Below are 13,419 nucleotides of genomic sequence, written 5' to 3'. Positions count from 1 at the left end.
AAGCGCAACAAAAATCTCTATTGGCGATGCCGGCTGATAGATGTCCGGACTGAATTCACGCCCTGCGCCGCACGCTGACCCAGTAGCGCGTCCAGCGCTCGACGCTGACGGGCAGCAGGTGGGGCAGGGCATCGAGCACCCGGTCGGTGTCGTCCAGCGGGAAGATGCCCGACACGCGCAGGCCGGCCGCATCGCCGCTGCAGCCGAGACGGCCATGGCGGTAGCGCGCCAGCTGCGCCAGGAAGCGGTCCAGGCGCATGTCGTGCACAGCCAGCATGCCTTGGGTCCAGGCAGTATCGGCAACGTCGCTGGCCTCGGGCGGATCGATCTGCGCGCGGCTGAAGCGCGTGCGCTCGCCGGCCTGGAGCACGCGCGGCACCGCGGCCGGATCGGCCGGGCGAATTTCGACGGCGCCCGCCTGCACCGCCACGGCGGTCGTCACTTCGTCGTGCAGTTGCACGGTGAAGCGGGTGCCCAGTGCGCGCAACGTTCCCTGCGCGGTGCCGACCCGGAAGGGCCTGGCCAGCACGTCCGTCCCTGTTGCCACGGCGATGGCGCCGCGCAGCAGCGTGACCCGGCGTTCGGCATCGCCGTAGTGCACGGCGATGGCGCTGTCGGTATCCAGGTCGATCCCGGTGCCGTCCTGCAGCGTCACGCGCCGGCGTTCGCCGATGCCGGTGGCATGGTCGGCCCGCCATGCCAGCAGCGCACCGCCGCGCTGCCATTGCCACGACCCCGCGGCCACGACGGTGGCAGCCATCAGCGCGATGGCGCGGCGCCGGCCGCGGCGTGGCGGCGGGCTTGCCAGCGTGGCCCGCGCCACGCCGCGCGGCATCACTGCCATGGCGGCACTGCAGTCATGCAGGTGTTGCCAGGCGCGCTCATGGTCGGGATGCTCGGCACGCCAGCGCGCGCAGCCTTCGCGGCTCGCCGGCGTAGCGTCAGGCGACAACAGCGTCAGCCACCACTGCGTCGCGCGCAACGTGATCGCGGCATCGATGGGAGGTTGCGGTGCGCCCGGTAACGACATGCGGCGCAGCTCAGGCAGGAAAACAGCACTGGTGCAGCGCCCTGACGATATAGCGCTGCACCGTGGCCACCGACACGCGCAGCTCGCTGGCGATGGCCGCCTGCGGCATGCCGTCGAGCTGGAACAGCAGGAAGGCGCGTCGCACCGCCGCGGGCAGGGTGTTCAGGCGGCGGTCGAGCTCGGCCAGGGTCTCGAGCAGCAGCGCGCGCGTTTCCGGATCCGGGGCCTCGGCTTCGGGCAGCGCTGCCAGCGCCTGCTGGTAGGCCGTCTCGAGCGCCTGGCGGCGATGAAAGTTCGCCACCAGCCCGCGTGCCACCGTGGCCAGGAAAGCGCGCGGCTCGCGCGCGGCGATCGGCGCCTCGCGCGCCAGCAGCCGCACGAAGGTGTCGTGCGCCAGGTCGGCCGCGTGCCCCGCTTGCCCCGCGTTCGCCAGGCGCCGGCGCAGCCAGCCATGGAGCCAGCCGTGATGGTCTAGGTAGAGCGTGCGGACTTCATCGTTGAGCGTAGGCTCGGCGGCGGGCATGGCGCGGAAAACTCGGGCACGGACAAACAGCCTCGCATTGTATTCTCAAATGATAATGATTCGCAATACGAGCCAAGCTCGATGGCCGCGCGGGATCCGGTCACGCCACCTCGCGCAGCGCCGTCCGGCGCGGCACGGCCGCATCGGCGGCGGGCCGCAGCGACGGATACCCCGCCGCAAACACCAGCCGCCCGCCCGACCAGGTGTGCGTGACCATCGGCTGGCCCGCCACCTCGGAAACCGCGATCACGTCGGCGCGCAGGCCCGGCGCCAGGCGGCCGCGGTCGTCCAGCTGGCAGGCATCGGCGGGGTGGGCGGTGACCAGCGCCAGCGCCTGGTCCAGCGGCAGCCCGGCCTGGCGTCCGGCGGCATACGCGGCGGCGATCAGGGTGGAGGGCTGGTAGTCCGAGCACAGGATGGTGCCGGCGCCCGCCCGGATCGCATCGATGGCGCGCATCGATCCGCTCTGGCTCTTGCCGCGCAGCACGTTGGGCGCGCCCAGGATGGTCGGCAGCGCACGGGCGCAGGCGGCCTGCGCGGTCTCCAGGTTGATCGGGAACTCGCTCATGCGCACGCCCAGCGCGTGCATGGCGGCGATGCGCTGCGGCGAATCGTCGTCGTGGCTGGCGGTGGGAATGCCCAGCGCGTGCGCCACGGCAACCAGCCGGTCGACGCGCTCGTGCGCGCCCTCCATCGCCACGGCTTTCTGGCGCGCTGCATCGGTGGCGGCGTCGCGGCTCATGCCGTGGTTGCCCATCATGTAGGCCAGGTAGGCGTCCATGGTCTTGAACTGGCCCTGGCCGGGCGAGTGGTCCATCACCGAGAGCAGGTCGACCACGCCTTCGGCCATCAGCGCCTCCAACACCGGCACGGCGCCGGCGTCGGCGACCTCGTAGCGGCAATGGACGCGGTTGTCGACCAGGCTGTGCTGCCGGTAGGCGGCGATCGTGCGCACCACCGTGGCCGCGGTGTCGACGTTGCGCACGCCGAACTGGTTGCCGGCGAACGACAGCGCGTGATAGGGCGTGGTGATGCCGGCCGCGGCGTTGCGGCGGTCGACCTGCGCCACGGCGAAGTCCAGCGGGAACAGCACGCTGGCGCGCGGCTCCACCTCTTTCTCGATCGCGTCGCAATGCACGTCCACCAGGCCGGGCATCACGGTGTGGCCATGCAGTTCGACCACGGTGGCGTGCGCGGGCACGGCCGCGGGTGCCGGCTCGATCGCCGCGATGCGGCCATCCTCGAGCAGCAGCGCGCTGTCGTGCAGCACGCGGTCGGGCAGCACCAGGGTGGCGTGGGTCAGGTAGGTCGCAGGCATGTCTGGCTCCGTTCGGGGCGGTTCGGTTCAGGCGGGGGCGGTGGTGGTAGCGGTAGCGGGGTGCAGCGGCAGCAGGCGCGTGGCCACGGCATCGCGCACGGCTTCGTCGTGGAAAATGCCGATCAGCGCGCGGCCCTCGGCCAGGGCTGCGCGGATCAGCGCGACCACCACGGCACGGTTGTCGGCGTCCAGCGAGGCGGTGGGCTCGTCCAGCAGCAGGATCGGATGGCCGCCGATCAGGCCGCGCGCGATATTGACGCGCTGCTGCTCGCCGCCCGAGAAGGTGGCGGGCGGCAGGTCCCACAGCCGGCGTGGCAGGTTCAGCCGCGCCAGCAGTTCGGCCGCGCGCGCGCGCGCCTCATCCTCGCCGGCGCCGCGCTGCCGCAGCGGATCGGCCACCACGTCGAGCGCGCCCACGCGCGGGATCGCGCGCAGGAACTGGCTGACATAGCCGATTACGTCGCGGCGCAGCTGCAGCACGCGCTGCTCGCTGGCCTGGCCCAGCTCGACCCACGGCGCGCCGTCGGCGCTGGTGTCGCGCAGCCGGATGCTGCCTTCGGTGGCAAGGTAATTGCCGTACAGGCAGCGCAGCAGCGTGCTCTTGCCGGTGCCGGACGGCCCGGACAGGACCAGGCATTCACCGCGCGCGGCATCGAAATCGATCGCGCGCAACACCGGCAGGCGGATGCCGCCCTGGTTATGCAACGTAAACATCTTGCCGAGGCCGCGCACCTCGACCAGCTTCTGTGCTTGTTCTGCGTGCATCGTGTTCAGCCCTGCAGGATGGAAGAAACCAGCAACTGCGTGTACGGATGCTGGGGATCGTCGAGGATCTGGTCGGTCAGGCCCTGCTCGACCACGCGCCCGCCCTGCATCACCAGGGTGCGGTGCGCCAGCAGCCTGGCCACCGCCAGGTCGTGTGTGACCAGCACCGCGGCCAGGTCCAGGTCCGCCACCAGGCGGCGTAGCAGGTCCAGCAGCCGCGCCTGCACCGACACGTCGAGCGACGCCGTGGGCTCGTCCATGAACACCAGGCGCGGATGCGTGACCAGGTTGCGCGCGATCTGCAGCCGCTGCTGCATGCCGCCGGAAAAGGTGCCGGGCACGTCGTCCAGCCGCGCCAGGTCGATCTCCATCTTTTCCAGCCAGTTGCCGGCGACTTCGCGCAGGTTGCCGTAGTGGCGCTCGCCCACGGCCATCAGCCGTTCGGCGATATTGGCGCCGGCGCTGACCTGCATGCGCAGGCCGTCGCGCGCGTGCTGGCGCACGAAGCCCCAGTCGGTGCGCGCCAGCAGCCGCAGGCGCGCGCCGGACAGGGTGGCCAGGTCGGTCAGGCCGGATTCGCGCATGGCGTAGCTGACCGTGCCGCGCTGCGCCGGCGCCTGCATCGACAGCGCCTGCAGCAGCGTGCTCTTGCCCGAGCCCGACTCGCCCACCACGCACAGCACTTCGCCCGGATAGAGGTCGAAGCTGACGTCATGGCAGCCATGCAGGCCATCCCAGGTGCGCGTCAGGTTGCGCACCGACAACAGCGGAGCGGCGCTCATTGCGCACCTCCGGCAGCGGTGTCGACGGCTTGCGCGGCCTGGCGGCCGGCGCAGTACTCGGTATCCGAGCACACGAACCGGCGCGTGCCGGCGTCGTCGGTGATGATCTCGTCCAGGTAGCTGTCGGTGGCGCCGCACTGCGCGCAGCAGTTGGACCACGACTCCACCGTGAAGGGGTGGTCGGCAAAGTCCAGGCTCTTGACGGCGGTGTAGGGCGGCACCGCATAGACGCGCTTTTCGCGGCCCGCGCCGAACAGCATCAGCGCCGGGCTGCGGTCCAGCTTGGGGTTGTCGAACTTGGGGATGGGCGAGGGCCGCATCATGTAGCGCTGGTTGACGATCACGGGGTAGTCGTAGGTGGTGGCGATGTGGCCGTGGTGCGCGATGTCCTCGTACAGCTTGACGTGCATCGCGCCGTATTCCGCCAGCGCATGCATGGTGCGGGTCTCGCCTTCGCTGGGCTCAAGCCAGCGCAGCGGCTCCGGGATCGGCACCTGGAACACCACGGTCTGCCCCGCGCGCAGCGGCGTTTCGGGAATCCGGTGGCGGGTCTGGACGATGCTGGCCGCGGTGGTGCGCTCGGTGGTCGGCACGCCGGTGACGCGGGCGAAGAAGCGGCGGATATTGATGGCGTTGGTGGTGTCGTCCGAGCCCTGGTCGATCACCTTGAGCACGTCGTCCTTGCCGATGATCGCGGCCGTCACCTGGATGCCGCCGGTGCCCCAGCCATACGGCAAGGGCATTTCGCGGCTGCCGAACGGCACCTGGTAGCCAGGAATCGCCACCGCCTTCAGCAAGGCGCGGCGCAGCATGCGCTTGGTCGACTCGTCGAGATAGCCGAAGTTGTAGTGCTCGTCGCGGGCGATGCCCGCGGCCATGGTGGTGTCGGCGGCGCTCATGCCAGCGTCTCCTCTTGCGGCTGCGGCTGCGGCTGCGGCTGCGGTGGCGCCGCCACGGACGCGGGCATGGCGCTGTCCGGCACGTCGGCGCCCTCGGCACGCAGCCGGCGCAGCAGCTCCAGGTTGGCCTGGAAATCCACGTAGTGCGGCAGCTTCAGGTGCTGGACAAAGCCCGAGGCCTCGACGTTGTCGCTGTGGTACAGCATGAATTCGATATCGTTGGCCGGCGCGTCGGCGGCCTCGCCGAGCGCTTCGGCGCGCATGGCGCGGTCCGCCAGTGCCATCGACATGGCCTTGCGCTCGTTGTAGCCGAACACCAGCCCATAGCCGCGGGTAAAGCGCGGCGCCTCGTCGGCATTGCCGGCGAACTGGCTCACCATCTGGCATTCGGTCAGCTCGATCGCGCCGATGGTGACGGCAAAGCCGAGCTCTTCGACGAACAGCTCCACCTCGGCCGTGCCGTAGCGGATCTCGGCCGCGAACGGGTGCGAGTTGCCGTAGCCGCGCTGGGTCGAGTAGCCCATCGACAGCAGGAAGCCCTCGTCGGCGCGCGCCAGGTTCTGCAGACGCGCGGCGCGGCCGGCGGGGAAGCTCAGCGGCTCGCGCGTCAGGTCGGGCGGGGCGGGGTCGCCGGCGGGAATCGCGTCGGCTTCGACCAGGTCGTCCGCTTCCAGCAGGCTGGTCACGCGCGGCATCGCGGCGGCGAGCGGTTCCTGATCAGCGGGCAAAGGCTGCGGCGCGCGGCCGGTTTCGAGCGAGAAATCCAGCAGCCGCTGCGTGTAGTCGTAGGTGGGCCCGAGAACCTGGCCGCCCGGCACGTCCTTGAAGGTCGACGAGATCCGGCGCTGCAGGCGCATCGCGCCGGTATCGAGCGGCTGCGTATAGCCGAAGCGCGCCAGCGTGGTGCGGTACGCGCGCAGCAGGAAGATGGCCTCGATCTGGTCGCCGGCGGCCTGCTTGAGCGCCAGCGCCGCCAGGTGCGGGTCATACAGCGAGCCCTCGGCCATCACGCGCGACACCGCCAGCGGCATCTGCTCGCGGATCTGTGCCAGCGTCAGTTCCGGCACCGCGGTGTCGCCGCGGCGATAGGCGTCGAGCATCCGGTAAGAATTGAGGATGGCGCGTTCGCCCCCTTTGACGGCTACGTACATGTCAGTCCTCCACGATGGTGGTGCGCGTCAGCGCGCAGAACCGGTCGCCGCTGCACAGCAGCAGGTCCACGCCGAGCGGGAAGCCGGCGTTGTTGGCGCGCCAGGCCGCGCGAAAGCCCGCCGGCAGGCCGGCAACACGCAGCGCTTGCGTGTGCTCGATGCCGGGGCCCCGCAGCGTCAGGGCCTCGCCGTCGGTGAGCGAGGCCACTTCCACCAGCAGCGTGGCCGAGCGGTCCGGGAAGGCCGGGTTGCCCTGCGCGCAGTCCGTGAGCGCCGGCATGGCATGGCCGGCCGGCACGCAGACGAAGGCCGCGGCGCCGGGCGCTTCCGTCAGCCGGCAGCCGCAGTGAAAGCGCAGGAAGGCACGCGCCGCGGCCGGCACGGCGGCGGGCAGCCAGACCGGGGTATCGGCGTCGGCCAGCGTCAGCAGCAGCGCGGCCAGCGCCGGCGACAGGCCGTCCGGCAAGCCGCTGCGGGCCGGCAGCGTCTGCAGCTGGCCCGGGTGGGCAAACGCCCGCAGCGCGGCGCGGAACACCTGCTGGGCGTCATCCACCGGATCACTAAAGCCGGGCAGCAGCGCGGCGGCCGGCGTGGACAGCATGGGTTGGGCGGCGGGCATCTCAGTCTTCTCCGCGGACCATGGTGAAGAACTCGACGCGCGTCTGCGCGGCCATGGCCGCCGCGTGCGCGGCGCGGCTGGCGTGTGCGTCGGCCAGCGGTGCGAGCACCAGGTCCTGCACGCGCTGGTGCCAGGCCGGACGCTGCAGCAGCGCGTCCAGCACCGCGGCCTGCTCGGCATGGCGCACGCTGCGCCCCTGGACATAGGCGACGCCGGCGGCAGCGTCGGCGGCGCCATCCTCCAGCACCACCGCGCAGCGCGTTACCGTGATTTCGCCGAGGTTGAACTGGGCCCCGGTGCCGCCCGCGCGGCCCCGCACCATCGCCATGCCGGCCTCGGGCTTGCGCAGCAGCCGGTAGGCGGGCAGGGCCTGCGCCTGCGCAAGCCTCTGGTAGGCGCCGTCGAGCGCATCGGTCGGCGCGGTGGCCAGAATCCGCAGCCAGGCGGCGCGGGCAGCATGGGCGGCGGGCACATCCGGCCGCGCGGTTTCGCTTTGCATCATCACCCCTATACGTCTATACGTTTAGATGTCGTTGCTGGAACACGCAGCCACTAGACCACAGCCAAATGAACGTTTCATGACGGGGCAGGGGATTGCTCGGGCACGCTGCCAGCGCGGCATGGCTGAGGCACAATCGCACGAGATGGGTTAACGCTTGATGACAAGAGGACAGCGCAAGATGTCTGATCGAGAAGTGGAACGGGGTTCGGGGGTCGCGGTGTGGCGCCAGATTGGCGAGGCGCTGGCGGACGACATCCGCAAGAAGCTGTACCTGCCAGGCGAGCAATTGCCGCCGGAGCCGGAGCTCGCCAACCGTTTCGCCGTGAACCGGCACACCATCCGCCGCGCCATGGGCGAGCTGGAACTGAGCGGGCTGGTGCGGATCGAGCAGGGCCGCGGCACCTTCGTGCAGGAGCACGCGATCGACTACGCCATCGGGCGCCGCACGCGCTTCTCGCAGAACCTGGCGGCGCAGGGCGTGCGCGGCCATACCGAAGTCGTCGCCAGCCAGGTGGTGCGCGCGCCGGAGGTGGCCAAACAGCTGGGGCTGGCGCGCACCGCGGAGCTGCTCCATGCGCAGATGATCGGCAAGGCCGAGGACCGCACCATCGACGTGGCCGAGCACTACTTCGACCTCAAGCGCTTTCCCGGCATCGACGAGGTGCTGCGCGCCAGGCAATCCGTATCGCGCGCGCTGGCCCATTACGGCATTGCCGACTACACCCGCAAGTGGTCGCGCATCACCGCGGCGATGCCGAGCGCGCCGGTGGCGCGGATGCTGAACCAGCCCAAGACCCGCCCGGTGCTGCAGGTCGAGGCGCTGAACGTCGATATCGACGGCAACCCGGTGCAGTACAGCGTGGTGCGCTTTGCCGGCGACTGGGTGCAGCTGACGGTGTCCGACCGTGAGTGACGCTGTCGCGCGGGATTGGTCTAGACATCCGGCTGTCATCTGCCTGCGCTACTGTCTGCGGTCAACCCCACCAAACCGGGGCAGTCCGCGCCTGCGCGCGCGTGATGCCGCTGGTAACCTTGCCGCATGACTCAAGCCGCGTACCGCTACGCCATCTACCTGTCGCCATCCGGCCCGCTGGCCACCTTCGGCAATCATTGGCTGGGGCGCGACGCCGACACCGGCGCCATGCTGCCTCCGCCCGCCGACCTGCCCGCCGCGCCGCCCGAGTGGATCGAGGCGCCGGCCCACTACGGCCTGCATGCCACCCTGAAGCCGCCATTCCGGCTTGCCGACGGCGCCAGCGCGGCGATGGTCGATGCCGCCGCGCGGGATCTTGCGCGCCGGCAAACGCCGTTCGAGGCGCCGCTGGCGCTGCGCGCGCTGCGTGGTTTTGTCGCATGGACGCTCGCCGCCGGCGGCTCGCCGCCGATGCAGGCGCTGGCCGACGCCTGCGTGCTGGCCTTCGACCCCTTGCGCGCGCCGCCTTCGGCGCAGGAACTGGCCAGGCGCACCGCGGACCAGCTGAGCGCAGCAGAGCGCCGCATGCTCGACGCATGGGGCTACCCGTATGTGTTCGGCACCTTCGTGTTCCATATCACGCTGACCGGCATGCTCGATGCTGACAGCCAGCGCGCCGCGATCGCGCAGCTTGAAGCAGCCAGCGGCAAGCTGCTGCAAGCGCCGTTGCGTGTGGACCGCATCAGCGTATTCGTGCAGCCGGCCCAGGGCGAGGATTTTGTCGTCGCCCGCCATTACGGCTTCGACGGCAGCACCGCGGACGGCGCCGGCGCGGCGTATCTGGGCGCATGAGCGCGGCAACCGTGGCCGACGGGCACGGCCTGTTCTACCTGATGGGACCGTCCGGCAGCGGCAAGGACTCGCTGCTGCGCGCGCTGCGCGAGCGCCTGGGCGCGGATCACCGCATTGTCATCGCCCATCGCTACATCACCCGCGCCGCCGATGCCAACGAGGCCTCGGTGGCGCTGACACCCGAGGAATTCCACCGCCGCCGCGCGCTGGGCTGCCTGGCGCTGGACTGGCACAGCCACGGCCTGCACTACGGCATCGGCATCGAGATCGAGCAGTGGCTGGCGCGCGGCCTGACGGTGATCGTCAACGGCTCGCGCGAGTACCTGCCACAGGCGGTGGCACGCTACCCGAAGCTGTGCGCGGTACACGTGCGGGTGCAGCCGGAAGTGCTGGCGGCGCGCCTGCGCCAGCGCGGACGCGAAGCGGAAGATGCGATCGCGAAACGGCTGGCCCGCGCGCGGCAGGCGTTCGCCGTGCCGCCGGGATGCCGGCTGGTCGAGATCGACAACAGCGGCGGGCTGGAGAGCGCGGTGGCGGCGCTGGCGCAACTGGTAGGCGCCGCGCCTCCGGCGGCACGGCAGGCCTGAGTTCAGAGCCCGACGCTGAAGCTGATGCCATGCTCGGTAAAGCCGAGCTGGCGATAGAACCGGTGCGCGCGCAGGCGTCGCGCACTGGATGACAGCGCCAGCTTGGCGGCACCGGCTTCCCGCGCCAGCCGCATCGCCTCGCGCATCATGGCCTTGCCGATGCCCATGCCGCGCGCGGCCGGCGCCACCACCACGGCTTCGACGATCGCCTCCGGACGCCCGTCGTGGACCATCACCGGGAACACCAGCAGGCTGAAGGTGCCGAGCGGCACCTCATTCGCGCCCACCATCATGTAGCAGCGGTAGTCCGGATAGCGGCGCATGGTGGCATAGCGCTCGCGCATGGTGGCGAGCGGCAGCGGCGCCTCGCCGTCCATCGCGGCCAGCAGCGCGGACAGGTGCAGCAGCTCCGCGTCGGAGCCGCGCACTTCGCGCAGCGCCAGCGAGACTTCGGTGGTCGGCATGGCGTTCAGACCAGCACCTTGCGGATCTGGGCCGACAGGATGTCGATGGCCGAGACGAACACGATGATGATGATCATCACCGCGCAGGTCTGCCCGTACTGGAAGCTGCGGATGATTTCCCACAGCACGGTGCCGATGCCGCCGGCGCCGACGATGCCCACCACCGACGCCGAGCGCACGTTGGACTCGAAACGGTACAGCGCGAACGACAGCCACAGCGGCAGCACCTGCGGAATCACGCCGTAGACGATTTCCTCGACCGGGCCGGCGCCGGTGGCACGCACGCCTTCGACCGGACGCGGGTCGATGGCTTCTACCGCTTCGGCAAACAGCTTGGCCAGCACCCCGGTGGTATGGATCCAGATCGCCAGCACGCCGGCGAACGGGCCCAGCCCGACCGCGACGATAAACAGCATGGCGAACACCATTTCATTGATGGCGCGGCATGCATCCATGACGCGGCGCGCGGGCTGGTAGACCCAGGCCGGCACGATATTGGCCGAGCACAGCAGCCCCAGCGGCACCGCCACCACCACGGCCAGCGCCGTGCCCCACAGCGCGATCTGCACGGTCACCAGCATCTCGTCGAGGTAGTGGCGCCAGTCGCGGAAATCCGGCGGGAAGAAGTCGGCCGCGAACCTGGCCATGTTGTCCGAATCGCGCAGCAGGTCGAGCGGGCGCATGTCGGCGCCTTGCCAGGACAGGGCCAGCATGGCCAGCAGCACCGCCCAGGTCAGCGGCACGGCAAGGGGCGTGCGCGGCGGGCGCACATGGCTTCGGGGCGTGGGAGGCAGGCCAGGCGTGGCGGAGACGGTCATGGAGCGGTCCGGATATAGCGGGGATTGGAAAGCGGTGCGAGGCGGGCGGCGACAGCCGCCGCCCCGGTGAGACAGGTCGAACAGTGTGGTGGCGAACCGGTTACTGCGTGCTGCCGGCGCTGGCGGCGGCCTTGTCCAGCTCCGCCAGGCGGCGGCTCACGTCGGACAGGCGCTTTTCCTTGTCGGCGGCGGCCAGCGTGGTGTCGGATTCGATCTTGGCCTTTTCGCGCGCCAGCTCGATCTGGCGGATCGGCACCAGCTGGGCGTCGTTCGAGGCGCGGAAGCCCTGGTAAGTCAGGCCGGCCAGCACCTGCTTCTCGCGCGCCGCGTCGGTGCCCTTGCCGTAGTTGACGAAGAAGGTCTGGATCTTCTTCTTCAGTTCCGGCGCCAGGTCCTTGCGGTAGACCATCGGGTCGGCCGGGATCAGCGGCGACTTCCACAGCACGCGCACCTGGTCATAGGCGTTCTTGCCTGTGTTGATGCGGTAGCGCTCCATGTTCTCGGTGTTGTTGACGGCCACGTCGACCTGCTTGTTCAGCACCGACAGCAGGTTGGTTTCATGGTTGCCGATGCGCACCGCCTTGAACAGCGTCTTGGGCTCGACCTTGTTGGCGCTCCACAGGTAGAAGCCCGGCACCGCCGTGCCCGAGGTGGAGTTGGGGTCGCCGGCGCCGTAGGTCAGGTCCTTGCCGCGCCTGATCACGTCCTCGACGCTCTTCAGGTCGCTGTCCTTGTTGACCACCAGCACCGACCAGTAGCCCGGGTTGCCGTCCTTGTCGATCACCGACGCAAACACCTCGCCGCTGGCGCGGTCGACCGCTTCCATGGCCGACTTGTTGCCAAACCACGCGATCTGCACCTTGTTGAAACGCATGCCTTCGATGATGCCGGCATAGTCGGAGGCGAAGAACGGCTTCACCGGCACGCCCAGGGTCTTGCTCAGGTCGTCGATCAGCGGCTGCCAGGCGGTCTTCAGGTTGGACGACGATTCGGTCGAGATGAAGCCGATGTTCAGGCTCTTTGCCTCCTGGGCGAAGGCAGGCAGGGCGGGGAGGGCAACCGCGGCCGAGGCCGCGACGGCGATGAAGGTTCTGCGAAGCATGGGCAACTCCGATGGAAAGCGGTTTGGGGAATGGGGCTGCGCCAACCGCTCAGGCGGCGGCCAGGTTCATCGTGACCAGCGCCGGCGCCGGCATGGGCGCGGCGCTGTCGTCGTCTTCAGGGATGGCATCGCGCAGCAGTTCGTCCGCTTCGGTGCCGTAGAGGTCGCGCAGCATGGCCGGCGTCAGCGCGGCCGAGGGGCCGTCATAGACCACCTTGCCGTGGCGCAACGCCACCACGCGCGGGCAGTAGCGCATGGCTACGTCCACCTGGTGCAGCGACACCACCACCGCCACCTTGCGGGTGCGGTTGATCTGCCTGAGCAGCGACATCACGCGGCGCGAGGATTCGGGATCGAGCGAGGCGATCGGCTCGTCGGCCAGGATCACGCTGGCGTTCTGCACCAGCGTGCGCGCAATCGCGGCGCGCTGCTGCTGGCCGCCCGACAGCGTCGAGGCACGCTGAAAGGCATAGTCGTCTATACCAACTTGCGCAAGCGCATCGAGCCCCCTGCGGATTTCGTCGGCCCTGAACGCGCGCAGCAGGCCGCGCCATTTGGGTACACGCGCCAGCATGCCGACCAGCACATTGGTGATGACCGGCAGGCGTCCCACCAGGTTGAACTGCTGGAACACGAATCCGATCTCGCGCCGCACCTGGCGCACGTTGCCGGCCAGGCGGCCGTTGCGCTGCACGTGGCGGCCGTTGACCAGGATCTCGCCGGCGCCGGCGTCGCCGGTGACGAAGCCGGCCACGTGGCGCAGCAGCGTAGACTTGCCGGATCCGGACGCGCCCAGCAGCGCGACCATCTCGCCCGGTGCGATCTGCAGCGTGACATCGTCAAGCGCCTTGCGGTCCGCACGGAACGATTTGCTCAGGCCGCGGACTTCAATTGCGTGCGTCATGTCGACTCCCTGACTTGATTGACCTGCGCATTCTGGCGGGGGTGGATGACAGAACGATGACTGGAAGACCGATCCGGCGCGGTCATCGGACACAGGTTTGGGCGGGCGAGGCCCGGGAGCCGGTAAAGTCTCGCTTATTTCCCGCGCCGGCTGCGCTGTGTGCCGGCGCACCACGGTCAGACGATCTGAT

The 13,419-nt window shown here is 70.0% G+C and carries 16 protein-coding genes; 3 read left to right on the top strand and 13 right to left on the bottom strand.

Annotation, left to right across the window (positions count from 1 at the left end):
- Positions 1-55: 55 nt before the first annotated feature.
- The 9 genes from CBM2588_RS25025 to phnG all read right to left on the bottom strand — a co-directional run bounded on the left by CBM2588_RS25025 (position 56) and on the right by phnG (position 7,589).
- Positions 56-1,030 carry a FecR domain-containing protein gene (locus tag CBM2588_RS25025; protein ID WP_115682992.1) on the bottom strand — a complete coding sequence of 325 codons (975 nt, stop codon included), beginning with the start codon at positions 1,028-1,030 and terminating at the stop codon, positions 56-58.
- Between the two features lie 10 nt (positions 1,031-1,040).
- Positions 1,041-1,553, bottom strand: coding sequence for a sigma-70 family RNA polymerase sigma factor (locus tag CBM2588_RS25020; protein ID WP_115682991.1), 513 nt, complete (start codon positions 1,551-1,553; stop codon positions 1,041-1,043).
- Positions 1,554-1,653: 100 nt separating this feature from the next.
- Complete coding sequence (locus CBM2588_RS25015) at positions 1,654-2,871, bottom strand: alpha-D-ribose 1-methylphosphonate 5-triphosphate diphosphatase (protein WP_115682990.1); 1,218 nt, start codon at positions 2,869-2,871, stop codon at positions 1,654-1,656.
- Positions 2,872-2,898: 27 nt separating this feature from the next.
- Positions 2,899-3,636: a phosphonate C-P lyase system protein PhnL gene (gene phnL / locus CBM2588_RS25010; RefSeq protein WP_115682989.1), complete on the bottom strand. Its 738-nt coding sequence runs from the start codon at positions 3,634-3,636 to the stop codon at positions 2,899-2,901.
- Between the two features lie 5 nt (positions 3,637-3,641).
- Positions 3,642-4,418, bottom strand: coding sequence for a phosphonate C-P lyase system protein PhnK (phnK, locus tag CBM2588_RS25005; RefSeq protein WP_018004533.1), 777 nt, complete (start codon positions 4,416-4,418; stop codon positions 3,642-3,644).
- Complete coding sequence (locus CBM2588_RS25000; protein WP_115682988.1) at positions 4,415-5,317, bottom strand: alpha-D-ribose 1-methylphosphonate 5-phosphate C-P-lyase PhnJ; 903 nt, start codon at positions 5,315-5,317, stop codon at positions 4,415-4,417. Before CBM2588_RS25000 ends, phnK begins: the two co-directional genes overlap by 4 nt.
- Positions 5,314-6,468, bottom strand: coding sequence for a carbon-phosphorus lyase complex subunit PhnI (locus CBM2588_RS24995; protein ID WP_115682987.1), 1,155 nt, complete (start codon positions 6,466-6,468; stop codon positions 5,314-5,316). Before CBM2588_RS24995 ends, CBM2588_RS25000 begins: the two co-directional genes overlap by 4 nt.
- Before the next feature lies 1 nt (position 6,469).
- Positions 6,470-7,087 carry a phosphonate C-P lyase system protein PhnH gene (gene phnH / locus CBM2588_RS24990; protein ID WP_115682986.1) on the bottom strand — a complete coding sequence of 206 codons (618 nt, stop codon included), beginning with the start codon at positions 7,085-7,087 and terminating at the stop codon, positions 6,470-6,472.
- 1 nt (position 7,088) lies between these two features.
- Positions 7,089-7,589, bottom strand: a complete 501-nt coding sequence (phnG, locus tag CBM2588_RS24985; protein WP_115682985.1) for a phosphonate C-P lyase system protein PhnG — start codon at positions 7,587-7,589, stop codon at positions 7,089-7,091.
- Positions 7,590-7,767: 178 nt separating this feature from the next.
- Between phnG and phnF the strand changes: the two genes are divergently transcribed.
- From phnF to phnN, 3 genes are all read left to right on the top strand, one after another.
- Entirely contained in the window at positions 7,768-8,502 is a 735-nt protein-coding gene (gene phnF, locus CBM2588_RS24980; RefSeq protein ID WP_115682984.1) for a phosphonate metabolism transcriptional regulator PhnF, read from the top strand.
- 126 nt (positions 8,503-8,628) lie between these two features.
- Positions 8,629-9,354 carry a DUF1045 domain-containing protein gene (locus CBM2588_RS24975; protein WP_115682983.1) on the top strand — a complete coding sequence of 242 codons (726 nt, stop codon included), beginning with the start codon at positions 8,629-8,631 and terminating at the stop codon, positions 9,352-9,354.
- Positions 9,351-9,941, top strand: a complete 591-nt coding sequence (gene phnN, locus CBM2588_RS24970; protein ID WP_115682982.1) for a phosphonate metabolism protein/1,5-bisphosphokinase (PRPP-forming) PhnN — start codon at positions 9,351-9,353, stop codon at positions 9,939-9,941. The genes CBM2588_RS24975 and phnN overlap by 4 nt, the downstream gene beginning before the upstream one ends.
- Before the next feature lie 2 nt (positions 9,942-9,943).
- On the opposite strand, the gene CBM2588_RS24965 is transcribed toward phnN, so the two are convergent.
- The 4 genes from CBM2588_RS24965 to phnC form a co-directional block, all read right to left on the bottom strand.
- The gene (locus tag CBM2588_RS24965; RefSeq protein WP_115682981.1) at positions 9,944-10,405 is read right to left on the bottom strand and encodes a GNAT family N-acetyltransferase; all 462 of its coding nucleotides are present in this window, start codon (positions 10,403-10,405) and stop codon (positions 9,944-9,946) included.
- Positions 10,406-10,410: 5 nt separating this feature from the next.
- Positions 10,411-11,223 carry a phosphonate ABC transporter, permease protein PhnE gene (gene phnE / locus CBM2588_RS24960; RefSeq protein WP_115682980.1) on the bottom strand — a complete coding sequence of 271 codons (813 nt, stop codon included), beginning with the start codon at positions 11,221-11,223 and terminating at the stop codon, positions 10,411-10,413.
- A 100-nt stretch (positions 11,224-11,323) separates the two neighbouring features.
- Positions 11,324-12,325, bottom strand: a complete 1,002-nt coding sequence (phnD, locus tag CBM2588_RS24955; protein ID WP_115682979.1) for a phosphonate ABC transporter substrate-binding protein — start codon at positions 12,323-12,325, stop codon at positions 11,324-11,326.
- Between the two features lie 49 nt (positions 12,326-12,374).
- Positions 12,375-13,229, bottom strand: a complete 855-nt coding sequence (gene phnC / locus CBM2588_RS24950) for a phosphonate ABC transporter ATP-binding protein (RefSeq protein WP_115682978.1) — start codon at positions 13,227-13,229, stop codon at positions 12,375-12,377.
- Between the last annotated feature and the right edge of the window lie 190 nt (positions 13,230-13,419).

The sequence above is a fragment of the Cupriavidus taiwanensis genome (genome assembly GCF_900250075.1).
Lineage (GTDB): Bacteria > Pseudomonadota > Gammaproteobacteria > Burkholderiales > Burkholderiaceae > Cupriavidus > Cupriavidus taiwanensis_C.
Note: the sequence above shows the minus strand (reverse complement) of the source record. Positions and strands in the feature narration are given on the sequence as shown.